This is a genomic window from Roseobacter sp. CCS2 (assembly GCF_000169435.1).
Lineage (GTDB): Bacteria > Pseudomonadota > Alphaproteobacteria > Rhodobacterales > Rhodobacteraceae > Yoonia.
Genome location: NZ_AAYB01000003.1, coordinates 63,121 through 87,700, shown reverse-complemented (window position 1 = coordinate 87,700; position 24,580 = coordinate 63,121). Strand labels below are relative to the sequence as shown.

General features: G+C 53.8%; 26 protein-coding genes. 12 read left to right on the top strand and 14 right to left on the bottom strand.

The features are described 5' to 3' along the window. Window positions 1–19: 19 nt before the first annotated feature. From RCCS2_RS11655 to RCCS2_RS11640, 4 genes are read right to left on the bottom strand one after another with little or no spacing between them, the layout of a single operon-like run. A complete protein-coding gene (locus tag RCCS2_RS11655) occupies window positions 20–862 on the bottom strand; it encodes an ATP-binding protein (protein ID WP_008234436.1) in 843 nt (280 codons plus the stop codon). Then, a complete protein-coding gene (gene tatC, locus RCCS2_RS11650; protein WP_008234434.1) occupies window positions 859–1,851 on the bottom strand; it encodes a twin-arginine translocase subunit TatC in 993 nt (330 codons plus the stop codon). Before tatC ends, RCCS2_RS11655 begins: the two co-directional genes overlap by 4 nt. Further along, the gene (gene tatB / locus RCCS2_RS11645; RefSeq protein WP_008234433.1) at window positions 1,848–2,282 is read right to left on the bottom strand and encodes a Sec-independent protein translocase protein TatB; all 435 of its coding nucleotides are present in this window, start codon (window positions 2,280–2,282) and stop codon (window positions 1,848–1,850) included. Before tatB ends, tatC begins: the two co-directional genes overlap by 4 nt. A gap of 31 nt (window positions 2,283–2,313) precedes the next feature. Then, the gene (locus RCCS2_RS11640; RefSeq protein ID WP_008234431.1) at window positions 2,314–2,526 is read right to left on the bottom strand and encodes a twin-arginine translocase TatA/TatE family subunit; all 213 of its coding nucleotides are present in this window, start codon (window positions 2,524–2,526) and stop codon (window positions 2,314–2,316) included. 206 nt (window positions 2,527–2,732) lie between these two features. Between RCCS2_RS11640 and RCCS2_RS11635 the strand changes: the two genes are divergently transcribed. Further along, window positions 2,733–3,392 (top strand): helix-turn-helix transcriptional regulator, encoded by a 660-nt coding sequence (locus RCCS2_RS11635; protein ID WP_008234429.1) that lies wholly within the window; start codon window positions 2,733–2,735, stop codon window positions 3,390–3,392. Window positions 3,393–3,722: 330 nt separating this feature from the next. Here the strand turns inward: RCCS2_RS11635 and dusA are convergent, their stop codons facing one another. Then, the gene (gene dusA, locus RCCS2_RS11625; RefSeq protein WP_008234425.1) at window positions 3,723–4,718 is read right to left on the bottom strand and encodes a tRNA dihydrouridine(20/20a) synthase DusA; all 996 of its coding nucleotides are present in this window, start codon (window positions 4,716–4,718) and stop codon (window positions 3,723–3,725) included. Window positions 4,719–5,250: 532 nt separating this feature from the next. Here dusA and RCCS2_RS11620 point away from each other — a divergent pair. The 5 genes from RCCS2_RS11620 (at window position 5,251) to RCCS2_RS11600 (ending at window position 10,760) form a co-directional block, all read left to right on the top strand. Further along, complete coding sequence (locus RCCS2_RS11620) at window positions 5,251–6,570, top strand: mechanosensitive ion channel family protein (protein WP_156788528.1); 1,320 nt, start codon at window positions 5,251–5,253, stop codon at window positions 6,568–6,570. 193 nt (window positions 6,571–6,763) lie between these two features. Next, on the top strand, window positions 6,764–7,162 hold the full coding sequence (locus RCCS2_RS11615; protein WP_008234420.1) for an STAS/SEC14 domain-containing protein: 399 nt from the start codon (window positions 6,764–6,766) through the stop codon (window positions 7,160–7,162). A 6-nt stretch (window positions 7,163–7,168) separates the two neighbouring features. After that, complete coding sequence (locus RCCS2_RS11610) at window positions 7,169–8,827, top strand: mechanosensitive ion channel family protein (protein ID WP_156788527.1); 1,659 nt, start codon at window positions 7,169–7,171, stop codon at window positions 8,825–8,827. Window positions 8,828–9,317: 490 nt separating this feature from the next. Beyond that, window positions 9,318–10,379 (top strand): PRC-barrel domain-containing protein, encoded by a 1,062-nt coding sequence (locus RCCS2_RS11605; protein WP_008234413.1) that lies wholly within the window; start codon window positions 9,318–9,320, stop codon window positions 10,377–10,379. A 126-nt stretch (window positions 10,380–10,505) separates the two neighbouring features. Continuing rightward, window positions 10,506–10,760 (top strand): GlsB/YeaQ/YmgE family stress response membrane protein, encoded by a 255-nt coding sequence (locus tag RCCS2_RS11600; RefSeq protein ID WP_008234411.1) that lies wholly within the window; start codon window positions 10,506–10,508, stop codon window positions 10,758–10,760. Between the two features lie 49 nt (window positions 10,761–10,809). On the opposite strand, the gene RCCS2_RS11595 is transcribed toward RCCS2_RS11600, so the two are convergent. Genes RCCS2_RS11595 through RCCS2_RS11585 form a run of 3 tightly spaced genes read right to left on the bottom strand, consistent with a single transcriptional unit; the run spans window position 10,810 to window position 13,133 of the window. Next, window positions 10,810–11,937: an AI-2E family transporter gene (locus RCCS2_RS11595; RefSeq protein ID WP_037294073.1), complete on the bottom strand. Its 1,128-nt coding sequence runs from the start codon at window positions 11,935–11,937 to the stop codon at window positions 10,810–10,812. Further along, on the bottom strand, window positions 11,927–12,907 hold the full coding sequence (locus tag RCCS2_RS11590; protein ID WP_008234408.1) for an endonuclease/exonuclease/phosphatase family protein: 981 nt from the start codon (window positions 12,905–12,907) through the stop codon (window positions 11,927–11,929). Before RCCS2_RS11590 ends, RCCS2_RS11595 begins: the two co-directional genes overlap by 11 nt. A gap of 13 nt (window positions 12,908–12,920) precedes the next feature. Further along, complete coding sequence (locus RCCS2_RS11585) at window positions 12,921–13,133, bottom strand: hypothetical protein (RefSeq protein ID WP_156788526.1); 213 nt, start codon at window positions 13,131–13,133, stop codon at window positions 12,921–12,923. Window positions 13,134–13,468: 335 nt separating this feature from the next. Between RCCS2_RS11585 and RCCS2_RS11580 the strand changes: the two genes are divergently transcribed. After that, on the top strand, window positions 13,469–13,966 hold the full coding sequence (locus tag RCCS2_RS11580; protein WP_008234405.1) for a ferritin-like domain-containing protein: 498 nt from the start codon (window positions 13,469–13,471) through the stop codon (window positions 13,964–13,966). Here the strand turns inward: RCCS2_RS11580 and RCCS2_RS11575 are convergent. After that, a complete protein-coding gene (locus RCCS2_RS11575; protein WP_008234404.1) occupies window positions 13,963–14,760 on the bottom strand; it encodes a Crp/Fnr family transcriptional regulator in 798 nt (265 codons plus the stop codon). The two genes, RCCS2_RS11580 and RCCS2_RS11575, sit on opposite strands and share 4 nt — an antisense overlap. A 532-nt stretch (window positions 14,761–15,292) precedes the next feature. On the opposite strand from RCCS2_RS11575, the gene RCCS2_RS11570 reads away from it, so the two are divergent. Then, window positions 15,293–15,712 carry a PRC-barrel domain-containing protein gene (locus RCCS2_RS11570; RefSeq protein ID WP_037294072.1) on the top strand — a complete coding sequence of 140 codons (420 nt, stop codon included), beginning with the start codon at window positions 15,293–15,295 and terminating at the stop codon, window positions 15,710–15,712. Between the two features lie 51 nt (window positions 15,713–15,763). On the opposite strand, the gene RCCS2_RS11565 is transcribed toward RCCS2_RS11570, so the two are convergent. Next, entirely contained in the window at window positions 15,764–16,600 is an 837-nt protein-coding gene (locus RCCS2_RS11565; protein WP_008234402.1) for an alpha/beta fold hydrolase, read from the bottom strand. 320 nt (window positions 16,601–16,920) lie between these two features. On the opposite strand from RCCS2_RS11565, the gene RCCS2_RS11560 reads away from it, so the two are divergent. The 3 genes from RCCS2_RS11560 to RCCS2_RS11550 all read left to right on the top strand — a co-directional run bounded on the left by RCCS2_RS11560 (window position 16,921) and on the right by RCCS2_RS11550 (window position 18,971). Beyond that, complete coding sequence (locus tag RCCS2_RS11560) at window positions 16,921–17,295, top strand: response regulator receiver (protein ID WP_008234398.1); 375 nt, start codon at window positions 16,921–16,923, stop codon at window positions 17,293–17,295. Between the two features lie 84 nt (window positions 17,296–17,379). Beyond that, window positions 17,380–18,738 carry a Y-family DNA polymerase gene (locus RCCS2_RS11555; protein WP_008234397.1) on the top strand — a complete coding sequence of 453 codons (1,359 nt, stop codon included), beginning with the start codon at window positions 17,380–17,382 and terminating at the stop codon, window positions 18,736–18,738. Then, window positions 18,735–18,971 (top strand): hypothetical protein, encoded by a 237-nt coding sequence (locus RCCS2_RS11550; protein ID WP_008234396.1) that lies wholly within the window; start codon window positions 18,735–18,737, stop codon window positions 18,969–18,971. Before RCCS2_RS11555 ends, RCCS2_RS11550 begins: the two co-directional genes overlap by 4 nt. 95 nt (window positions 18,972–19,066) lie before the next feature. Here the strand turns inward: RCCS2_RS11550 and RCCS2_RS11545 are convergent, their stop codons facing one another. The 3 genes from RCCS2_RS11545 to RCCS2_RS11535 are packed head-to-tail and all read right to left on the bottom strand — an operon-like array spanning window position 19,067 to window position 22,296. Further along, window positions 19,067–19,333, bottom strand: coding sequence for a DUF3253 domain-containing protein (locus tag RCCS2_RS11545; protein WP_008234395.1), 267 nt, complete (start codon window positions 19,331–19,333; stop codon window positions 19,067–19,069). Next, entirely contained in the window at window positions 19,323–20,786 is a 1,464-nt protein-coding gene (locus RCCS2_RS11540; RefSeq protein WP_008234394.1) for a deoxyribodipyrimidine photo-lyase, read from the bottom strand. The genes RCCS2_RS11545 and RCCS2_RS11540 overlap by 11 nt, the downstream gene beginning before the upstream one ends. Further along, complete coding sequence (locus tag RCCS2_RS11535; protein ID WP_008234393.1) at window positions 20,779–22,296, bottom strand: FAD-binding domain-containing protein; 1,518 nt, start codon at window positions 22,294–22,296, stop codon at window positions 20,779–20,781. Before RCCS2_RS11535 ends, RCCS2_RS11540 begins: the two co-directional genes overlap by 8 nt. Window positions 22,297–22,534: 238 nt before the next feature. Here RCCS2_RS11535 and RCCS2_RS11530 point away from each other — a divergent pair, with 238 nt between their 5' ends. After that, window positions 22,535–23,254, top strand: a complete 720-nt coding sequence (locus RCCS2_RS11530) for a tellurite resistance TerB family protein (protein ID WP_037294070.1) — start codon at window positions 22,535–22,537, stop codon at window positions 23,252–23,254. A gap of 82 nt (window positions 23,255–23,336) precedes the next feature. On the opposite strand, the gene RCCS2_RS11525 is transcribed toward RCCS2_RS11530, so the two are convergent. Then, a complete protein-coding gene (locus RCCS2_RS11525) occupies window positions 23,337–24,578 on the bottom strand; it encodes an AGE family epimerase/isomerase (protein WP_008234391.1) in 1,242 nt (413 codons plus the stop codon). Window positions 24,579–24,580 lie beyond the last annotated feature (2 nt).

Sequence of the window (24,580 nt, the reverse complement as noted above, 5' to 3'; positions counted from 1 at the left end):
AGGTGGATCATGATCCACCTTACCCCAATATCACGCCCCGCCTGCCCGCCAGATCCGTGAAATATTGCCAAGCCACCCGGCCTGATCGGCTGCCGCGTGTCGCCTGCCATTCAACGGCTTCCGCCCGCAAAGTCGCATCGTCGATATCGACGCCATACGCATCGCAATACCCGCAGATCATCGCCAGATATTCATCCTGATCGCAGGGATGAAACCCAAGCCAAAGACCAAAACGATCCGAAAGAGATACTTTTTCTTCCACAGCCTCTGACGGGGAAATGGCCGAAGAACGCTCATTCTCGATCATATCACGCGGCATAAGGTGACGCCGGTTGGACGTCGCGTAAAGCACCACATTTTCAGGCCGCCCTTCGATCCCACCGTCCAACACCGCTTTAAGTGATTTATAGTGGGCATCATCATGGCCAAAGGACAGGTCATCGCAAAACAGTATAAACCGCTCTTTCGCACCGCGCAGCAGATTTAGGCAGCGCCCGATTGTCGGTAGGTCCTCGCGCTGTACCTCCACAATCTTCAGCCCCTTATGATCTGCATGCACTGCGCCGTGTACGGATTTGACAAGGCTTGATTTTCCCATGCCCCGCGCACCCCATAAAAGGGCGTTATTTGCGGGCAAACCCGCAGCAAATTGTACGGTATTGGCCACCAACGTATCACGCGACCGATCAACACCCACAAGCAGATCAACATCAACGCAGTTGACCCGCGCCACAGGTTCCAAACGATCAGGGTCAGCGTGCCACACAAAGGCTGATGCCGCCGTAAAGTCAGGCGCGTCAGCGGGTGCAGGGCTTAACCGTTCCAAAGCCGCTGCAATCCGATGCAGGCTTTTCTTGCTCACGCCTTGGGGTCCTCGGTTTCGGCGGCATCGGCGGCGGCCTCTCCTGCGCTGACATCATCGTCGTCGATATCAAAAAGGCTTTCGTCTTCGCCAATCACACCTTCCGCGCGCGCGACCCGATCTTTCTTGCGCTCAACTGCCGCGACCAGATGGATCGATATCTCATACAGGCCATAGACCACAACAAAGAGGATCAACTGCGTTGTGACATCAGGTGGCGTCACAAGGGCTGCCACGATCAAAATACCAACGACTGCGTATTTACGTGTGCCACGCAGACCGCGTGAACTGGCCAATCCCGCAGAGCCCATCAGGGTCAGCAAGACAGGCAGTTGAAAACAAACACCAAAAGCCACGATCATCTTGAGCGTGATATCAAGCGTCTCATTCACCTTCCCGTTAAAGACGATATCAACGCCTTGCGATGTTGATGGCGCGACGCTGGGCAAGCTCAATCCACCAGCGGCGCCGGGTAACAACTCGGTTCCCGGCGGCGGCACAGCACCTGCCATGATCGCCGATACAAAAGAAGGCAAATCAGCAAAGCCCAGAAAGAACGCCATGGCCAGCGGGACGACGATGTAATGCGCAAAAGCGGCGCCGATCAGGAAAAGAACCGGTGAGGCGATGATAAACGGCAGAAACGCATTCTTTTCATTGCGATACAAACCGGGCGCGACAAACCGCCAAAGTTGATACGCAATGACCGGGAATGAAATTGTCAGACCGCCCACAACCGAAATCCGGATCAGGGTAAAGAAATACTCTTGCGGGGCGGTGTACTGCATGACCGGGTTCGGGTTACCCAGATCGCGCATGGTTTTCTCAATTGGCCCCAATAGGAAATCAAGCAGCATGCCACCGAACGAAAAGCAGATGATCATACCGACCAAAAACGCCATGACCGAATAGATCAGGCGGGACCGCAGCTCTGTTAAATGCTCCAGCAGGGGGGCGGCGCTGTCTTCGATATCGTCTTGCGCGCTCATGATTTTGCCTCGGGTGCCGGGCTTTCTGGGGCTGCGGCATCGGTGGTCTTTACAGCCGCCTTTTCAGCTTCCTTCGCTTTGCGCGCTATCGCGGCATCGCCCATTGCCTTGCTCATCTTTTCTTTTGCGGCCTGACGTTCGGCAGACAGTTCAGCAGTTGCAGGCCCTTTGGCCATACCGGTGGCTTCTTTCAGCTTATCGGCCCCAAACTTTTTGGGATTGGCGGCGGCGTTCAGCGTCTTTGACACTTCATTTATGCCTGATTGATCTGCCGCTTGGTTCATCGCGTTTGAAAATTCGCGCGCCATCATGCGCGCCTTCCCGGTGAATTGCCCCACAGTGCGGAACAAACCGGGCAAGTCTTTTGGGCCGATCACAATCAGCGCCACGATGCCGACAACCAGCATTTCGCTCCAACCAAGGCCAAACATCAGGCGCGGTCCTTTCCGTCAGACAAAACGATCAGACTTTGTCTTTTTCTTCTTCGGGGGTCACGTCTTTGGCGTCAGCCATGCTGTCTTCGATTTCCTGCTTGCCGTCATCGACACCTTTTTTGAAGGCGGTGATGCCTTTACCAACTTCACCCATCAGGCTGGAAATCTTGCCGCGTCCAAACAGGACCAAAACCACAACGGCGATCAGTAGAAGACCGGGAAGGCCAATATTGTTGAGCATGTCTTTTCTCCTATAGCGGGCGTGTGGCCGCGCGTCGTTTCATAATTCTGCTTCGACAAATAGGGCCGGATGCGCGCCAAGGGAAGCGCGAACTGCTGTTTTGCGCCCGTCCAAGGGCCTTTTTTGCAAGGGTTTTTCATATTTAGTGACAAAAACTTGTCAGTTGACAGAAAAATGGCAAAACTAGGCCGAATCGAGGGGAAACCATGCGCCGTGCCGACCGACTTATGAAGCTTGTCCAAATTCTGCGCGATGGATCATTACATCGTGCCGCCTATCTGGCGGCCGCAGTGCAGGTTTCACTCCGCACGATCTATCGCGATATGGAAACGCTTGCTGCCTCGGGCGTGCCGATCGAAGGTGAACGTGGCATCGGCTATCGCGTTACCGCAGCCATCACCCTGCCCCCGCTGAACCTGACAATGACTGAAATGGAGGCGCTTCATCTGGGGCTCAGTGCGGTGCGCCACAGCGACGACCCCGAACTTTCTGCCGCGGCCCGCGCATTGGCTGACAAGCTTGACGCTGTCATGCCAGAGGATCGCAGCCGCGCGCCCAGTGGCTCTGGATTTGCGATATACCCATTCGCGGATGCCGCGCGCGGGTTTCAGCATCTGCCGATGTTGCGTCAGGCGGTGCGCACACGGCAAAAGCTGGAGGTTGTGCTGCACGATAAACCGCGCACGGTGCGCCCTTTGCAGTTGGATTACTGGGGTCGCCTATGGACCTGCGTGGTGTGGTGCGAAACCACCAATCAATTCGATGACATTCGCGTCGACCAGATCACCAGCCAACGGATTTTACCCAGTCTTTTCGTGGATGAGGCGGGTAAAGGATTGGCTGACTACAACCGCCTTAAGGCCTAAAGCCAGGCTGCGGGGCCAATCAAAGGCCGAAAATACACCATCATCCGCATCTTTTCCTGAGCATCTGCAGCCCAAGGGGCCACGCCATGCAAAAGATGCCGGTCCACCACAATCGCCTGTCCCGGCGTCGCTGTGACCTCAACCCGATTGCAGGTATTAAAAATGCGGCGGTGCGTTTCTTGATAAACCTCCGTTACATAAATGTCGTCGCAAATGTCTGGTGGGAACCCTGCGTAAGCCCTGCGAAACGCGGGCACATGCCACCACAGCCCGATCGTAAGAAAAAACGACTAGCCGTCCTGTGCAAGAGCCTGCGCACTCATCGCGCGCCTATGCAGCCAACCGCGTCACGTGATCCAAAGCCGATAACACCACCGCGGGCCCTGCCCCATCAGCATGTGCATTTTCTGACAAATGCCTCCGCCAGCCGCGTGCACCCGGGCGCCCCTGAAACAGGCCCAGCATGTGGCGGGTCACCTGCCCCAGCCGCCCACCCTGCGCGATATGATCCGCGATATAGGGCAGCATCAGATGAACGACATCTTCAGCAGTGCGTTCGCGCGGATCGCCATAAATACGCGCGTCTGCTTGCAACAGAATATCGGCGGGCGTGTGATAGGCCGCACGCCCGATCATGACGCCATCCAGACCACGCGCAAGAAAGTCTTCAGCCTGATCAAGCGTCGCAATGCCACCATTTATTGAAACATGAAGATGAGGAAACAACCCTTTCATTTTCATCACTAAATCATAATTCAGCGGTGGTACTTCCCGATTTTCTTTCGGCGACAATCCCTGCAACCATGCCTTGCGCGCATGCACTGAAAACCGGTCAACACCCGCGGCAGACACACGCGCCAAGAAATCGGGTAGGATGACATGCGGATCCTGATCGTCCACGCCAATACGGCATTTAACGGTCACTGGAACGCGCACGGCTGCGATCATCGCCGCCACACAGTCTGCCACTAAAACGGGGCTTTCCATCAAGACCGCACCAAAATGACCTGACTGCACCCGATCCGATGGACAGCCACAATTCAGGTTAATCTCGGCATAGCCGTACCCTTCGGCGATCCGCGCAGCCTCGGCCAGCTGCGCAGGATCAGAGCCGCCCAATTGCAAGGCCAGTGGTTGCTCATCGACATGAAACCCCAAAAGGCGGTCGCGATCACCATGAATAACCGCTGGTGCAGTCACCATTTCAGTATAAAGCAACGTATGACGCGACATCAGGCGGTGCAGATAACGGCAATGCCGGTCCGTCCAATCCATCATCGGAGCCACGGATAATCGCGCTGCTGCAGTGGCTGCAGTGTTGGGCATTCTTCATTCTCCTAAGGTCCGCGATCAGGTTCACGCGGCCATGTGGCACACATACTGCACACGAATTAGGGCAGTCTAGCCCCCGAGGGTGAAAGCAGACAGACGGCGCATTTGGGTGGGTACTGATCCTCTGCCGTAGAAGCAGACGCCAATAGCTGATTAATCATCACTGAAAAGACCCTACCTTTCCAATGCTTACTTCAGGTTTCGAAAGTGAAGCATGATTTGGGACGCGGCACCTCAGCGCCCCTCCCCCCCATAAAGTCTTTGCCCCAATCCAGCGTGACAGCTCGATCTGGAACCAATTTTCTCGCTTTGCGTTCAACGTAATAGGGTCGTCGGCCCCAACAGACATTTTCAACCTGAGCGTAAGGATAACCATAGATATAACGATGCAGATCAAAACTATGCATTCTAACCTCCCACGTTGATCAACTCTCGCACAGTTAGGCAATCAATCTTGAGCATGCGTTTAAAGCACCTTCACCCCATCCTGCTTGCCGGTATTATCGCAATTATGCTGCCATTTAGCATGCAGGCCCAAACAGTTTCTACCGAAACTGACAACACCGATATCCTTGCGCCGCAAACGCCTGTTGAGGTGGATCCCAGCAGTTCAGACGCAGCGATCGAAAACAGGATTTCGGATATCATGGATGCGACAACCTGGTATTCAAACGTCAGTGTTTCGGTACAGGAAGGTGTCGTTTTCTTGGATGGCATCGCAGAAACAGAGGCCCGGAAAGAATGGGCGCGGCAGCTAGCGGCCAAAACCACCGGCGTGGTCGCAGTTGTGAACCGCATGACAGTGGATGACGCTGTGGTTTGGTCGTTTGATCCAGCAATCAACGAGATTGAACGACTAGCACGTCAAGCCGTGGCCCTTATGCCGCTGGTCGTCTTGGCGGTCCTAGTGTTGCCTTTGGCATGGTTCGCTGCACGGCTGGTATCACGGATGGCAAAAGCAGCACTCACAACTCGTATCCAGTCACCATTCCTGCGCACGGTCGTTGCGCGTGCCATCGCGTTTCCCGTATTACTTCTTGGTCTGTACATCGTTTTGCAGGTCGCTGGTTTGACCCAACTGGCGATTTCACTTGTTGGTGGTGCCGGTGTTCTTGGCATCGTCTTGGGCTTTGCATTCCGCGATATTGCCGAAAATTTCCTGTCCAGCCTGATATTGAGTGTACGCCGCCCTTTTCGCCGGGGGGATTTTGTTGAGGTCGTGGGAATTGCCGGCACTGTGCGGAGTATGAATACGCGCAGCACAATCATAGCCTCGGTTGAAGGAAACCTTATCCACGTGCCCAATTCAATTATATTCAAAAGCGTGATTGAGAACTTTACGTCATCACCAGAGCGCCGTGGCGAGTTCACGGTCGGGATAGGGTACGATGCCATCGTCGCGCAGGCTCAAGACGTCATTATGAAAGGTCTAGCGTCCCACGACGCAGTCCTGACCGATCCTGCGCCGATGGTTTTGGTGGACGAACTGGGTGCATCGACCATCAACATCAAAACGTACTTTTGGTTTGATGGGCTAGAGGTGTCGCCAATCAAGTTGAAGTCAGCGCTTCTGCGTATGGTTAAATCCGACCTGACCGAAGCCGGGATTTCAATGCCCGACGAAGCACGTGAAGTAATCTTCCCAGAAGGGGTAAATGTGCAAACGCAGGTCGAACATGTCGATGGATCAACAGGATCTGTCGCGGCATTACCTACGCCGAAGCCACCCCCGATTGAGCCTGATCATACCGCCGGAGAAGATGATTTGAAAAGCGATCTGCTTCCGCTCGAAACCGATGAAGACCAGTTGGAAGAAGATGCCAACGATTTGTTGGCATCGCGTTGATGAATGGCCTATGTGCGCCATCCTGTATGCGTTCTCACTCAGGATAGCGGGCCGCATTTTCAGGTAAATCCCGCAACGCGCGCTCAGTTTTTCGCGAAAAGGCAGCGTTAGCTGTGAAACGTGGGGACCCATTTGGAACTTTTGCGGCTTGCACGAAGTTATCTCACTATAACATTGCGTGTAGGAGACAATCGTGACCAGTTTTTCCCATGGCCCTATCCAGCAAATTGCGACGAATAACGACGCGGTTTTTGCATTTCATATCACCGGGCATATTGACGACGACGCGGCAGAAGCGCTGGCAAAATTTATGAACGATGTCTTCGATAAGAAGCCGAAAGTGAGCATGCTGCTGGAGATGACTAAATTCACCGGCAGCGATTGGGACAGCGTTTTAGATATTGACGTTATCAAATCTCGCTTCCGGTCTTTGACGCATGTCGCGCGTTACGCGGTGGTCGGCGCTCCTGCGTCAGCGGCAAAGATGATTGACCTGATGGATAAGGTTATCCCTGTCGACGCGCGTGCGTTTGATACAGACGAGATAGCACAAGCGTGGGATTTCGTTGAGGCCCAGCCCGCCGCGGCGTAACCAGTCATGTTATATCGTCTGTTGAACTGCTTAATGCTGGTCCTACTGGTCGCGATCGCTTCACCGGCCACCGCGCAATCATGCGACATAGAGCGTTGGTATTGCGTTGATGGTTTGAACGATGGGCTGGATACCGCGCCCGATACGCTGGACCAGACCACGCCACGGGCGGCAATCGAATCTTTGATTTTTGCGGCGCGAAACGATGACCGGTCAGCGGCGGCGCATCTGCTGAACCTCAATGCGCTTCCTAATGATCAACAGGCTGTGGACGGTCCAAAGCTTATTCGCCAGCTCGAAACCATTATCGCCCGCAAAACAATCATTGATTGGAACAACATTGTTGACCGCCCAGATGGGTTGGATGCGCGGGGACCATCAGAAGACCGTATGGCCGGTCAGGCGCGTAAATCCATACTGTTGTGGACGCTCGAACTTGAAGATCACCCAACGGCAATCCGTCTGAACCGTGTAAAGCCCGGTGAAAATGATGCCGTTTGGGTTTTCGCACCACAAACCGTCGCGGACATTCCGGCACTTTACGAACGCTACGGTCCCAGTCCGCTGGAACGCTGGCTGCCAGATGCACTTAAGCAAAACGCCATATTCGGCCTTATGTGGTGGGAGGTTGCGGGGCTTCCAATACTTCTTCTTGTATCTGCCCTGATCGGATATTTGGTCTGGAATAGTCTTGGTGCGTTATCGCAAAAGGCCAAAAGGCGTATCTCAAGGAATGTCTTGAATGCGGTCAGAGGTCCGGCTGCAACAGGTGCCAGTACCGGCTTTGCGCTGTATGTGGGTGCAAACCTGTTTGTATTTTCAGGCCAGATCACGACATGGCTCGCGCCTGTCGCGTGGATCGGGTTGATGGCTTCCGGTCTTTGGCTTGTTGTCAATGCGGTCGAAGCCATACTTGATCAACTGGTCGACCTTGAAGATACGGATCTGACGCAACGCCAAGAAGAACACACGCGCACGGTCGCCACGCGGATTGCAGCCGCTCGGCGTGCTTTTATCGTCATCGTTGTATTTATCGGCGGCGGCGTGTTTCTAAGCCAAACAAGTATTTTTCAGAACCTTGGTTTAACACTATTGGGTACTGCTGGTGCGCTGACGCTGGTTCTTGGCTTTGCCGCAAGACGGGTGCTTGGTAATATCATGGCTTCTTTGCAAATTGCGCTAAACGGATCGGCCAAGATTGGTGATCGCATCGTTTATAAAGACTATCTGTGTCATGTAGAACGTATCAATTTCACCTATGTTCAACTGCGCGATTGGGACGGCACGCGTTTGGTGGTCCCGGTTGAAGAATTTGTATCAACGCCGTTTGAAAACTGGACGATGAAAGAACCCGCGATGAAGCGGATCATCAAGATCAAATGCGCGCATGAGGCAGACATTGAAGCGCTGCGCCGGATCTTTAACGATGTGATCGAAGAGCTTGATCAAGACGAACTGGGTGATCTGGACAATGTCAAAGTGCGTGTCGCGGATCAGGATGTGTTTGGTAAAGACGTTTGGTTCGCCCTGCCCTGCGCAGATCCCAATACCTCTTGGGATGTGGCCTGCATCGCGCGCGAAAGGATTATTGCAAAAGGTGCCAAGCTGGCCAACGACCGCAAAACACCCATCTTCCCCGATGCGCAACCCGCCGAGGCCGCCTAACCTGCCCGCGGTCGTTGCTGTTGATTAGGCGCGACCGAATAAAGCGGTATTCTTGATGCGGAATGGTAAACGCGCGGCCTAGCACGCATATCACCGAAAATGACCAGAGGCCGAAACGCGGAATCTGCCTTCAGATCATGGCTTAACGGGCGATGTTCTGGTGATGCATGGCAAGCACTTGGATGACGCTGTAGTTCGCCGCGCGGCTGCACCCGGCTGAGGGCGAATTTGCCGCAAATAAAGGTCCAAATCTTGTTCTGGTTTAATGCAAACACCGCCTTATGCGGCGGTGAGCCTGATATATTTAAAGCAGCTTGAAAGACTGGCGACACCGCCAATCTGGGCCACCGCAAGTGAATGTCGCATGGCCAAAATCCTCTGACCCACACTTCGCGAAATGTAACCAAAACCGGCATTGTTAACGATTGCCGCACACCTGTGTGTTGCGGCTCTGCTGGGACGACGAAGGAAAGAGAAAATGAACTCAACTATGAAAATACTACTTAGCACTGTCGCGCTTAGCGCAGTCGTTGCTGGCAGCGCATTTGCGCAAACGACAACTGATACCAATGAAACGGCTGTGCCGGTTCAGGGTGGTCAAGTTGTGGTCGAACAAGAAGACGCGACAGTTAATGTGGTTGTTCCTGATCCGAACGTCGAAGTGACACAAGGCCAACCTGTCGTCACCGTACAACAGCCGCAGCCAGAGATTACTGTCGTAGTGCCTGAACCAACTGTGCGCGTACGCCAGCAGGCACCCATTATCACTGTTGAACAGGCGCAGCCGCAGATCACAGTTGTTATTCCTGAACCTGTTGTCACGGTTATGGTGCCAAACCCGGTTGTTGATGTTGAGACAGGCGAGCCGATTATCGATCTGGACCAGCCAGAGCCCGTCGTGCGTTTCATCCGTCCAGAGCCAAAGATCACAATTCAAGAGGCGCAACCGCGGGTCGAATTTGAGCAAGGTGAAGCACAAGTCAACATGACCAGTGCCGAGAATGCTGAAATCAATGTGACGCAGGAAGACGCGCTTGTGAATGTTGAGCAAGGCGACAGCGCAAATATTTCTGTCACCAGCGAAGAGCCTGAAGTCAACGTTGTTGACGGTGGTGAAGCCGATGTGACGGTTGAACAGATGCAGGCTCGTGTCGTTCTGGAAGACTTCAATGCTGATGCGCAGGGCAACATGGCAGACGAAGATCGCGCGCGTTACCAAGAAGCGGTGCGTATGTTGCCGATCTTTGACCAAAACGCTGAGGATCTGATTGGTCGCAGCGTCGCCACAGAAACCGGCGAAGATGTTGGCGAAGTCGACTTTGTCGGTATGCGCGGTCAGACCCTGGTCGCCATCGTAGGTGTTGGTGGTTTCTTGGGCATGGGCGAAAACGAAGTGGCCGTGCCACTTGAAAAGCTGATCGTGCGTCGTAATGAGTTGATCGTCCCTCAGGTCACGCAAACGCAGCTTGAGAACATGCCTGAGTACAACGAAAGCGAAGTGCGCATCCTGGAACCTGGTGTGCGTTTGGCAGAACAGCTTGGTCTCGACTAAGCGGGAAATGTCATAGCAGTACCCGAGCTATGGCACTGTGGGCGAAGTTTCGTGACGTACTGTCCCCGTGGTCACGCGGCTTCGCCCATTCTTGGCTTTCACCTAAAGTAAATTAAAGGAATTCAGATGACTGGAATAGGTTGGATTGGTGCAATCATCCTTGGCGCGCTTGCTGGCTGGGTTGCCGAAAAAATTATGAAATCGGATCAAGGTCTGCTGTTGAACATCGTGCTTGGTATCGTTGGCGCGTTGGTTATGAATTGGCTACTGATCGCAATCATAGGCACAACGCTGGGCGGTTGGATCGGTCAGTTGGTTGTCGCGATAATTGGCGCATGCCTTCTTATCTTTCTGGGCCGGTTTATTCGGCGCAAAACATAGGCTGTGGGGGCAATTCGGTAACAGCCGCAATTGCCCCTTCCGTCAGAAACTAGCTTTCCACAGCAGTGCTGGCACGGTCATTATCACCAAGAAACCTTGCAAGGGTTTGAAATGTTCCTGTTTCATCACAAACGATCTTGACCACGATCAAGACCGGCAATGCCACGACCATCCCCATAACCGACCAAATCCATGCAAAGAACGCAACTGACAAGAAAACGACAGTTGTATTCAGTCTCATCCGACGCGAAATTGCGAGCGGTGTGATGAATTGGCCCTCAATTGAGGTAAGCATGATGTATGTGGCAAAAACGCCCATAGCAGTCCAAGTTCCATCCAAGCTGACAAAAGCCACTGCCGCTGCAATCATCGCGCCAATAAGCCCACCAACAAACGGCACAAAATTTAGGCCAAACGCCATGAAGCCCAGAATAATCGCGCTCGGCAGCCCCCATAATGTCATCGCCACGGCCACTGCGACCCCTAAACCGGCGTTGATGATTGCGATCCCGCCAAGGTAATAACCAAGGCGGTCTTCGATGGTGTGAAGAACTTCGACTGCCTTTTTCTTGTCGCTGAACTTATTCAGGCTTTGTACAGTCTTTGTTAAAAACATGTCGCCCGAGGCGACAAGAAAGAACAGTAGCACGAGCGCAAACATGATGCGGCTCAGGAATCCCGGTGCCATGCTAAAGATTGTCGCAACAATGCCGGTGTCTGATACAACCTCGACAGCGACTGTCTCCGCCGCTTTATCAGACATCATTTCTTCTGCGGCCTCTGAGGCTTCGTTGATCGCTTCCAATGCGCCGCCTGCGGATGCCAGCTTTTCTTGTATCTCAGCCATGAGGCTTGGTAGATCTTCAATGAATTGCGCGGCAGGGCTGCTCAACTGAACCAGTAGAACGACGATTAAAAGCGTCAGGATCGTTGTAAAAAGTGCTGCTGAAATGACTGGCGGGATGCCAAGTTGGCCAAGCCAGCGGCGTGGTCTGTTCAACACAAAATATCCAAGAAAGGCTGTAATCACCGGCACCAGAAAATCGCTGGCAGCAATCATTGCCTGCAACATCAGCAGGCAAAAAATACCGATAATGGGTATTTCTAGCCGCTTCCAACTTGCCGCATGCGATGAAAACTCTGAATCCGGCGCAGTTTTTTCGGTTTCATTCTCCATCGATACCAGCTCCATCCTCTTTGAGGAAAATCGTGGCAATCATCGGAAAATGATCCGATCCAAAATTCTCTAGCCGCGCAAACGAGACGAGCCCGACATTCTCGGTCACGAACAGCTGGTCAATTGGCAGGCGCATGAACGGATAATCCGCATGAAAGCTTGATATCATGCCGCGCCCAATTCTTGGCTCTCGAAAATTGCCGTATTCCTTGAAGCGCTTGGTGGTCCATGACCACGACACATCGTTGAAATCACCCATACAAATCGTCGGACGATCCATGGACGATGTCATCAGCGCTGCATTCTTGATTTGCCGGTCGCGTGTTTCAGTGTCGTTACCCGGTACTGGCGGGCGCGGATGTAGCCCTATAAAGTTGAATTCGGGGCCATTAGGGGCGCGCAAGATTGCCTTCACAGCAGGCGTATCGTCATCAATGGGCCAAATGAATTCCGTACTGACAACATCCAACCGCGTCGCAAAGATCATTCCATAATGATCATCTTCAATATAGGATTTAACGGTGGCGTAGCGCGCCAATGTACTTTCCAACGCCTCCGCCCATAAAGCATCGGTTTCCATCAGCAAAAGCACATCAGGGTCTTCGCGTTCAATGATATTGATCAAATCATCATAGCGCGTATTTTCCATCAAAACGTTCACCGCCATAGATGTTACTTCATCAGACGCGGATGGTGCGGCGGATAGTGCGATCTCTTTGGGAGCGAAAGGCGTGTAGGGGAATATCTGGATCGCCTGATAAACGAACGCAGCGCAAACCATGCCTAAGAATAACGGCTTATAAGATATTGCCAATGGAACGGCCAACGCGACAACGGTCAGCGCGATTATGGCGATATGCAACCGCGGGAAATCCCACATGCGTATCCACCACTGCACGCTGTTGGTGAACGGCAATAGCGTTACGACGACGATGGCAATTGCAAAGGACCAAAACACAGCATTCAACATTCGATTGATCCTATCATTTCTTGTTAGCTGCCTCACCTAGCGTATCCGCTTTTGGGGCATCGTATTGCCCCGCCAGTAGACATCGTTCTTGCGCCGTATCAACATGCGCGTGGGCCACAATTACTGCACCCGGTAAGGCCCCTTCCCATTCAGGCGTGCCTCTTGATGGCGCGTAACGATACAGCACCGCAAGCCCAAAGATTGTGAACGCAAGAAAGCCGCTCATTACAGTCTGTCCGACCATAATAGGACACAATGCCAGCGACCCATGGACCACAACACCCGCAGCAACGCACCCCGTGCGATCTTTGGTGATGTCATTCTTGAAACGAAATATCATATTTTACCAGCCTGCTGCCGGAACGCCGGCGGGCGTTTCGGCTTTGCGTCCATGCGCCATACCCTTGAACGGATGACCATATGAACCCGCGGCGGCGGACGGGGACCGCAGATACTAATCTGGTTTAGCGTAGCCCCACAAATCACCCCTCATTCTTGGATGATGCCTTTTCGTTTGACTGATCTGGGTTAGCGTTAAGGTACATCTTGAAAGGATTGATAATGCGCCTCGACACATTGGAAGACCTGTACGTTGAGCAACTCAAGGATATTTACAGCGCAAACAAACAGGCCTTGGACGTCACCAGTGAGATGGTAAACGCCGCCACCGACAACAATCTGGGCAATGCGTTGAAAGCGGGTGTCGCCGGTGTCAAAGATACGATTGCGGCACTTGAAGAGATTGCGGATCGCCATGATGAGAATGTCGAGGGTGACGTGTGCAAAGGCATGGAAGGTCTGGTGAGCGAGGCACGCGCGCACGCGCTGGAACAGTTATTCGGCGAATATGCAACAAAAGACGCAATGATTATCACCCAATATCAGCGCCTGATGCACTATGCGATTGCCGGCTATGGCTGTCTTGCGGCGTTTGCAGACCAACTAGAGTTAGATGATGATCTGACTGCGTTGACCAAATGTCTCAATGCATCTTACGAGGGTGATCGCACAATGAACTTGCTGGCAACCGGACGCATGAACAGGGATACGTCAGCTTAGGCGCGCAACGGAGCAGATAGATCAGCACTGCCGGTTGTTCCTTCGCCGATCGCTGATGGAAACCATGACGTATCCATATCATGAAAGGCGTTTACGAACTCGCAGTCTTTTTCCCATTCATCACGTTTCAGCAGGCGAAAGTAAGGGCGCTCAATCTCGATGTCGCCATTATCAACGAACTTCCGCAAAAGTTTGTTCACATAGATCGACGTCAGCCCGACCGCTTGCCCAATCTCCACTTGGCTAAAAGGCACACGAAACCGATTTCCAAGGCCCACATTTGCCACTTCAAGACGCGACCGCAGTTGCAGGAGCCAAAATTTGAGCTTGTTAGAGGCATCCATCGATCCGAGGCTACTTGCATGATGGCGTAGCGCAATCTGATCAAGACTGCCAAGTGCGGTCAGAAGCGCGCCCAATCTTGGGTAGTCGATAAAGAGCGGTGCCAAGCCCCGGCGCGGAAAGGGACATATCGTGCCGTCAGTCTGCATAATGACCCTGTGATTGGCATGAGATGAGCCGATTTCTGCAAGGCCCATAACCTCACCTGGCAAATAGACACGCAGGATTTGGCTGCGGCCATCAGCACTGTCTGCTTTCACGACAGCCCACCCGGCTTTTAGGACCATAATCCCCTCGGTGGCATCACCCACGCTGATTACCGGTCGCCCTTTGCGCCGCTGGTGTTCGTCCTTTTCCATTTCCTGGATGAAGCCACATTCTGCTTGTGTCAAAGATACAAAGCGGGACAGTCGGCTGCTAAGGCAGCTTTGATAGTCGTCATTCATAAGCATTATTAACATAAATTAAGTTTGGGCGTCGCAACTTTCCTGCCGTGCAGCGCATGGGCGTGTCTCTTAGGACAATCATCAATCGGGGTGGGTCATCATGAACCCTGTCTGTGTTGTCCTGTCTGTTATTATCCCATCATTCGATAGGGTTTTTCAGGTGACTTTAAACAATTACTCTTGGTGCAATATTCTACTAATTGTTCTTGGGTACACGTCTGGTTTGATGCATGCAATGACATCGTCGCGCGCACGTAGGTGATGATGTTTTGCATGCCAACTGAAAAACGCGACCGGCGACCGGCATTACTTGACAGCCCTTTCCTCAAACCGGGAAACCAAACAGTCTCGGCGTTATTGAAGCAGCGGATGAAGCGAGACCTGACACCTTTCCAACTAAAAACCTGTTCTGGTTTAGTGTTTGGCATGATTGACAGCGCCGACCGCTGGCTACCTGCAAAGCGATCAGCCACGCTAAGCCCATACAGGGTGCTGACATGATCGTCGGCTCCTCAATTGCTTAGCAAAGGAACACAAAATGAAACGTTTTAGCCTTATGGCGCTTGCCGCCAGCGTAGTAGCCGCACCGGTGCTTGCGCAGTCTTCAATGGATACTGAAAACCTGATCCGTACACGCGATATTACCGGTGGTGATGTTTATACGCTGAACGGCCCGCTGGATGACGATACCTGGGGCAACTGGGAGGCCGATGGCGTTGGACCTGATTGGAACGACATTGGCGAAATCGAAGACATCATTCTGGATCGTGACGGCAACATGATTGGGATTGTGGCAGAGGTCGGTGGCTTTCTCGACATTGGCGATAAGCATGTCTTGATTCCAGTTGATGATATTCGTCTGACACCGGTTGATGACAAAACCTACGTTATCGTGACACGGAAAACTGAAGAGCAGTTGGAAGAGATGGAATCCGTCGACGAAGGTTGGTGGAACTAAACCATCGCGATCACTGTCTTAGTGCAAAGGGGCTTGTTAAAAGCCCCTTTGTCATTCCAAAAACCCGGATAGAATTGCGTTGTACTTATCAGGCCACTCAATATGAGGGGTATGACCGCAGTCTTCAATAAAATGTACGTCGCAGTTGGGCATCAGTCGTGCTAAAATCTCGGCATGGCTGGAGGGTGCTAAATGGTCTTCGCGCCCCCAGATCGCCGAAGTTGGAACCGCGATTTGCGGAAGCTTCGACAGGATATCCTCGCGAGGTCCTGACAAGTAACCAGACGGGCCTACAAGACTTCTTAATTGACACATGAATGCGGCACGCGAACGAGCGTCGGCAACAAGCTGCAACCGTCGCTTAGAGAACTGTAGCATTCTGAAACCGCTATCGCTTTTTATCACATTGTCGATCAGCCGCACCGCCGATGCCGTTGGTCGCGTCGCAAGCTGGATAAGTATTTCATGCGCTGGGGCAGTCAGATCCAGTATCGTATCGGGTCCAATACCCGCTGGCGCTGTCAAAACAAGCCGATTGATGCGGTCTGGCACCAACGACGCAATGTCCAAAGCGATGCGCGCACCCAAGCTCCAGCCGTTCAGGTCAATCTTTTCGAGTTCCAGCGCATCCAGCGTCGCAACAATATGATCGCGCATGATATCGAGTGAATAACGACAGTCGCTGGGCTTGTCTGACTTTCCACTGCCAAGCAGGTCAATCGCTATAACCTGTCGATGCGCACTAAGCGGGGTAAGCGTGCCAACCCAATCTTCGATTGTGCCGCCTAGCCCGTGCAACATCACCAAAGGAATGTCGCTCTGACCAATACGCCAGTAGCGCGTCTTGAAGCCACCAGCCTGAACGAATTGATCTTTGAAGTCGGTCATATTTGTTCACATATATACGGAAGCATCACAAAAGCATCCCGTGTTTAACGCGTCTATGCCGGATAAGATATCGGTGTCTTTGTCCATTGCACACATGAGCATAGGTCTTTTGTCCCAGCTGCTAGCGATACCCCGTCGCCAGTGTCAATTTTCATGGGCCATCTTTCGCGATCATTCAGCGAGACAGCTGCGAAAGACGCCTTTCAACAACAGCAGTACACGAAAGATTGCGTTGCGTGGCAACTTTTACCGGTTTGCAAGGTTGGTCTTATACAGGTCGAACTTCTTCGTCTTCGCAACCAATCAAAGGAAGTGGCATAATGCTGCGCAACAAATGTATTCTCGTGGTAGAGGATGAACCACTTATCGGTCTCGATATCTTGTTGACGCTGGAAGAGGCAGGAGCAAGTGTGGAAGGCCCCTACCGCAGCATTGCAGAAACGCTTTCGAAAATTGAACAGTGCCCAGCGGATGACGGCTTTGACGGAGCGGTACTGGATTACAGATTGCTGGATGGGACATGCGAACCAATAATTCAGCAGCTTAAGAGATATGGCATTCCGATGATTTTACATTCGGGTAACGCCGAACAACTCAGCAAAACCGGTGAAACGCTTAAGATCGAGGTGGTGTCGAAACCGTCGCATCCAACAACGTTGCTGCAAGCATTAGAGCGTTGCGTCCGTGTGAATTAGAATTTGCAACGCAAATCGCTGTTTTTAGACGGCTAGATCAACAAGGCAGGCTTTGCATCACAGTTATGTTCTTGTTATGTTCTCATGCTGCAATCACAAAGCGATTCTTCCCAGACCATGTGCCCGGATACCAACATATCACGTCTTTATCTCGATTTTGACAGCTTCTTTGCAACCGCAGAGCAGCACTTTAACCCTGCCCTTCGCGGGCGGCCAGTTGGGGTCGTACCTTTGGACAGTCCGCACACTGGCTGCATTGCAATCAGCCGCGAAGCAAAAGCGCTGGGTGTCAAATCAATGGCGCGCATCGCAGATACGCGGCGTATCGTGCCCGATATGATCTTTGTGGTTGCCCGCCATGATGTCTATGTTCGACTGCACAACCGCATTGTTGATGTTGTGAACACCGTTGTTCCGGTTGCCCATGTCAGATCCATTGATGAGGTCGTCTGCCACCTGCTACCCAGCGAAGCACGTGAGGGTCGCGCGCTGGCAGACCGGATTAAAGCCGCCCTCGCGGCCGCGTTTAGCCCGGAATTGACCTGCTCAATCGGGATCGCACCAACCGAACTACTGGCGAAGATTGGCGCCGAAGCGCATAAACCTGATGGTTTTGCGTTAATCGAACTGGCTGATTTACCCGCATCTCTGGCTCATATCGCACTGGATGATCTGCCAGGTGTTTCAGACGGCATGGAAAAACGGCTGCAGGCGGCGGGTGTCACGGATTTTCAGTCACTCTGGGCCCTCGCCCCCAAGCAAGCGCGGGCGATCTGGCGCAGTGTGGAAGGTGAAAGGTTCTGGAACGAACTACACGGCCAACATGCCGAACGCCTGCCAACACAAAAGCGGATGTTCGGCCATAGCCGCATGTTGCCCGCCGACTGGCGCACGCCCCAAAAAGTGACAATCTGTGCACGGCAGTTGGCACTGGGGGCTGCACGCCGCCTGCGCCGCGCTGACCTCAGAGCGACAAAGCTGACGCTGGGTTTTAAGGGTGGCGGATATCGAGGGCGCAGCGGCAGCCGGAAAGATGATCTGCGCTGGGATTGGGAAGGGCACTTTCTGCCCACGCGGGATGATCACACGGTTTTGGCAACTTTGGCGCAGGGTCTGGACGCGGCGCAACGCGCGGTTGGTTTTCCTCCTAGATCGGTCAGTGTGATGCTGCATGGTCTGATCGCAAACGAGCAGATGACAAACGATCTGTTTCTGACCCCGACCGCGCCAGAACAAATCAACATCTCCCGCTGGGAGGCGGTCAGCGATCTGATGGACACATTGCGCCAGCAACACGGACCAGAGGCAATATCACTAGGCGGTCAAGACGCGGTGCCGGGGGGATATCTGGGCGCCAAGATCGCTTTTGGCCGCATTCCCGACCAATCCGATTTCGGCAATGCGCCAGTCGCAGATGAAGACACCCATTTCTGCACGGTATGACAGCGCGCAAATCATATCCCACGACGCCTGATGGACGCTATTTTCTGGTCAACGACCGGCTGTGGCGTTGTAGTAACCCGGCTTTGCCAGAAGATGTGCGGGCACAATACGTCAAGGAACTGATGACGGCCCGTCGTGCGGTCAAGAATGCGCAAACAGATGCGGCGTTGACCAGCGCACGTGCCGCGGTTCACAGTGCCAAGGTCAAATTGGGCGAACGCGGCCCGGTGTGATGGGATGACGGGGCCGAAGATGTGAATAGGCATCATCCAAAGAACACCCACTATGCCGCGTGGTGGTATGACTTAACCCGCAAAGATCAGGATGTTTAATTTATGATCGCGATCCGATATGCGCCGCGAACCGCCGCAGGATCAATCGTTTGCCCCCCCTGTTTCAACGCGACGTGGCCTTCCCCCGCCAATCGAGAGCCCACCACCTTGATCTGCGGCATCAACGGGCGCCACGCGTCAGGATCATTGCCTGCGACGTGGCGGGCCACTTCGGAAGGGCAGATTGTTTTGTTTGGACCACGATCTGCCGTCAGGCGCAGTATGGCACGACGCAGGGTTTGTTCACTGGTGTCATCCGGCATGGGAATAGGTCGGAACGGCGTCTGGCACGTTGATTTGTGGTACGTCCCGGCTTGCCGATTGCGCAAGCCACGCCACAACACCATCGCGCTTGCGCAAGGCCCGGTCAGACTTGGGCGCGACCCAGCCATAGATCGGCTGTTCTTTCCAAGCCGGTTTTGCCATACCGAACACCCATTTCATGTTCCCATATGTTGCCGGATCACGCCCATCCAGCGCCAGCCGGTCGTTTAGATAACAGGCCGTATCCCACGCTGTTTCAGGGTCAGGCGTCCACTTGATGATTTGCTTGCCCCAATACATGCGCAAATTATTGTGCATATAACCGGTGGCCAACCATTGGCGCTGTGCGGCGTTCCATGTTTCATCACCGGTGTTGCCATGCACCAGATCGGTCAATGCATAAAGTGTGGGACGTGGATCGCTGGAATGTGCCTCAAGCGATGTGCGTGGTGCATCCGGCAGCGACCGAAAGCTGGCAAAATTGTCGTCCTGATAGGCAAGATAATGAAAATACTCGCGCCAAGTCAGCAATTCATCAAGATATTTCCATTTGGCATTCGCCGTTACATCAGCGGCACGCACGGCGGCGGTCATCTTGCGCGGTCCAAGCACGCCAAAATGCAGGTATGGCGATAAGCGTGAAACACCCGCCTTGTCCGCCGCATTGTTGCGACGATATGGATAGGTCGCCAATGCGTCAGTCACAAAACCATCAAGTGCGGATCGGGCCGCAGCAGCGCTGGGTTCAAAGTCCGGCGCGGGCGGCAGGCTATGATCAATGTCGCAATGCGCCATCAAATCATTCAGCGCAGTATTAGACGCCTGCGCGAGGTTGGCATCTTTAAAGCACACATCACCGGTATAGGCAGGACAATCTGGCACAAAATTATTACGGTGTACCTCGTATTGGGGGCGCAGGGCGCCGCTTGCCTTGCGAAATGCGGGGGTGGTTTTGAGGCCTGCTGGCAGAACACGTGTCGGGACCAACCGTGCAGTATCCACCGCAAATACGGCCCTGTCGCAGCGTGCGGCGAAATTATCAGCCTGCTGGCGGGCCACAAATACAGGCTGATCGTCTGTTAAGACCGCAGCAGCGGTGGCCGCCAAGCGGTAAACCAGTCCTTTTTCGCGCGTCTGCGCCTGATCAACAAACGTCACACAGCGTAATCCGCGACGCACACATTCACGCTGCAGATCGCGACTGGCACGCAAGATAAAATGATGCAGTCGGTCAGACGCATGTGGGTAATCCTCGCGCAGGCCATGATAAACCAATACCGGCAAGCCCAGCCGGTTACCAAGGTCAATTGCGGCATCAATCAAGGGGTTGTCATCGGAACGCAGTGTTTGCTGGATCCAGCACAATACATAGGCGCAAGAGGCTGGTGCACCGATAGGCGTGGCATTCAATGGTCTAATCCTATCAGCAATATCGGGGTGCCAGTCAGTCATCTGTATGTGCCACCTTCCGCCGTGTGCGCAGATCACGCGGTTTGCGGCTGCCATGTTTTTCAAAAATTGCGGCGGATTGGCTACGTGCCTCTGCAGTACGGCGCAGACCATAGATACGCTGTTTCGCTTCTCGCGCGGTTTGCTGATGGTCGACGATGCGCGCCGGATAACCTTTGGGTAGTGCATCCAACGTCCACGGATCCTGCAAGGCCTTCCCCGTCAGATGCGCCAGCTCAGGCACCCATTGACGTGTAAATACGCCGGTCGGGTCCTGATCATAGCCTTGCTTGACCGGCGAATATATTCGCACGGCGTTAATACCTGTCTCACCTGACTGCATCTGGCTTTGCGGCCAGTGAATACCCGGCTCATAATCAGTAAACAGCCGTGCAAGGACGGTGCCGGACTGCTGCCACGGCAGCCACAGATTATAAGATGCAAAAGACATCAGCATGGCGCGCATCCGAAAGTTGATCCAACCGGTTGCGCGCAGGTAACGCATGCAAGCATCTACAAAGGGGTATCCTGTGCGCCCCTCCTCAAAGGCGGACAATAAACTGCTGTCGGTCGGTGTGGGCCGCAGCCCCTCATAAATGCGGGCCATGGGCAACCATTCGATTTCGGGCTCGGCTTCTAGTTTTTGCATGAAATGGCAGTGCCAATGCAGTCGCCCGACAAAAGACTTCATGGCACTTGGCCATGTGCCACGGTCCGCTTTGGGCAGTGCTGCGACAGCAGACTGCCGTGCGAGGGTTGCCTGATACACTTCGCGCATGGATATACTTCCTGCCATCAAATGCGGGGACAGGCGCGAGCAGGCGGTTTCACCGCTGACAGGGCTGGACATCGCCTTTTGATAAGGCGCGCCGCGATCATGCAAAAAACTGTCCAAAGTGGCGCGTGCCGCTGCAAGCCCCGGTGATTGCATAGCGACGATCCCGTCATCGGTCAGTCCCAAAGCCGCAGCATCTGGCAAGGCGTCTGACGTGACCCGAGCCCAGTCAATGTCAGATGGAATGGGGGTCAGCGGCGCGGCCATCATTGCGTCCCAACGTTTCGCCCAGCGATTGCGGTCAAGTGCTGCACCGCGCCAGATGCCATGTTGCTGATGTTCTGTGAAATCTGCACCGTTGCGGTGGCACCAATCGCGCACAGCATTGTCGCGTGCAAATGTCCACGCGTTTCCGGTTTCCTGATGCGCAACTAAATCAAAAGGCCCGTAATCCGCACGCAATTGCGACAGAACATCCACGACCGCCCCGCTGCGCAGACAAAGCTGACCACCCAGTGTCGCAATCTGTTGTTGCAAATCCGCAATGGCACCAGCCCAGAACCGCCACTGCCGATAGCTGACATCCGGCAAGGCCCAGTATTCAGGCTCTATCACATAAAGCGGCAGCACGGTGCCAGCCTGCGCCGCTTGGGAAAGTGGCGCATGATCATGCAAACGCAGGTCACGCTTGAACCACACAACTGTCAGGGGACGTGGAGGGGAATTTTCGGCTGGCATGCGGATCTTTCAATGGGGGTACATCAAGGCGTTGCAACGGGTCTGCTCATTCGACTTTAGATAGAAACAAAACCGCTTTCGTTACACTTAGGTTCCGCGGCGCATCGAACAAATATTTCCAGCACCGTCATTGCCGCGTCGCCGATTTCGACGCCTTGCATTGGGAACCAACATCGCTGCTGGGCTTTGTAACACTATACTGATGTGTCCGCAGACACCCCACGCAAAGGAGAAGACGATGTCGATCAAAAGAATGGTGACCAAACTCGCTTTGGCGTTTGCCGCAAAAAAGGGAATGGACGCTGTCAGGTCCGCAGGTGGATTAGAGGGCATCAAGAACGCGCTACAAAACCGCGATGCACAGCCGACCAGCAGTCAAACCGCCCACTCTCGTGGTGATGTGGAACCAGCCGGTTCACCTGACATTCTCAGCTCTATTCTGGGGTCGTTGAATGGGGCCAACACGACCCAGCGCACTGAATCCACCAGCATTATGGATCAATCCTTCGGCTCCATGCTTGGCACGCTGGCCAGCGCGCTTGGTCATCGGTCCGATACGGAAACGGCCGCTGCGGATGTTGAAGCTGAAATGTCGTCAGAAACACTCGATACAGACGCTGAGAGTGGGCCGGTTTTAAGGGCCATGGTGCAAATGGCCAGAGCGGATGGCGCTATTTCGGATGCCGAACAGCAGACGTTGATGGAAATTCTGGACGATGCAACGACGCAGGAAAAGGCGACCCTGCGCAACGCGATGCAAGAACCCATCGACCCAAATGCCATTGCGGCGGATACACCAGCCCACGCGCGCAAAGAGGTCTATTCCGGAGCACTTTTGGTCGGGAACCCCGATACGTTTGCTGAAAAGAAATTTCTGTCAGAGTTGGCGGCCGCACTGGGCCTGACACACGAGGAAGTATCACGCTTGCACCACGCGATGGGTAAACCAGCGGTCTAACTGCGCGGCGAACAAGTGCGGGCTTTCAGACATCCAGCCATCACACTTCAGCTGCGGTGCTGATAACGGCCATCTCGCACCTCTAACTTGGCGGCACTATCATCCTTGATAGACGTCCAGAAAGTGGAAAGATGCAGGCCTGCAGCGAATGGTAAATGTCAGGCTTTCCAAGGAAGATTGAACTTGTCGGGGCCCCCTCTTCATCGATTGCGGGGAACCACCCGCCTTGATCATGATCAATGAAAGTCGCATTTGCGAAATGCCATAACCGTCTGTACCAGGTTTCATCCTCGGTGCGCCGATCCAGCGCGATCAGCGTTGCGATGGCGCCGATTGCTTCGGTCACCGGCCACCAAAAGCGGGATCCATCCGCAACCGTCCCATCAAAGTTCAATGTATAGGCAAAGCCACCCTCTGGCAGCCATGCATCGTGCAACGCCTGTTCAATCAGCCTGCGCGCCACCTGTGGGGCGTCTGTTTCTGGACGCCCCATCAGGTCCCAATGTTGCAGGGTCAGCCGCCCCAATTCAAACGAATGCCCCGGCGTCGTGCCCGCGGGCCGGAACATGTGATTGCCAGCATAGTTCCGGTCGATCTGCCAATCTTGTGTGTAATGCTCTGGCAGACGCCAGTTCTCCTTCGGTGCGATTTGGCGCGTAAAGAAATCCAAAATACGGGCCGCGCGATCCAGAAAAACTGTCTCTCCTGTTGCTTCAACGGCCGTCAACATCGCCTCGACCGCATGCATATTGGCATTCATGCCGCGATAGGTGGAAAACGGGGTCCAATCGCGGTTCCATTCGTCGCATAAAAGGCCTGCATCTTCTTCCCAATAATGCCGGTCCAAAATGCCGGTGATATCGGCCAAAAGCGCATCGGCGTCAGGATGACCCGCCATTTTCGCACTGGATGCAGCAAGCAGGACAAAGACATGACCATAAGCCAGCTTGCGATCATCGCTGATCTCATCATCGGTCAGCGCCCATACATAACCGCCATGCACCGTGTCTTTGTGATGGCTGGCTAGATAAGCCATACCGTGATCGACAATATCTTTTGCACCCTGATGACCTTGCAAAACACCAAGACTGTATGAATGGACCAGCCGTGTCGTTGTATGCAGTTCCTGCTCTTTGGTCGGTAACGGCGTGCCATCATGGCCCAGCAGGCAAAAGCCGGGACCAGGTTGCATACTGGCGGCAAAAAAGGTCAATTGGCTTTCGCTTTGCCGCTTCAACCACGCCCGATGGTCTGCCTGGTCCAGCCAAAACCAATCGCTATCCATGGGGCCCGGCGGCGCGATCTGCTGTGCTTGATCTGTCATTG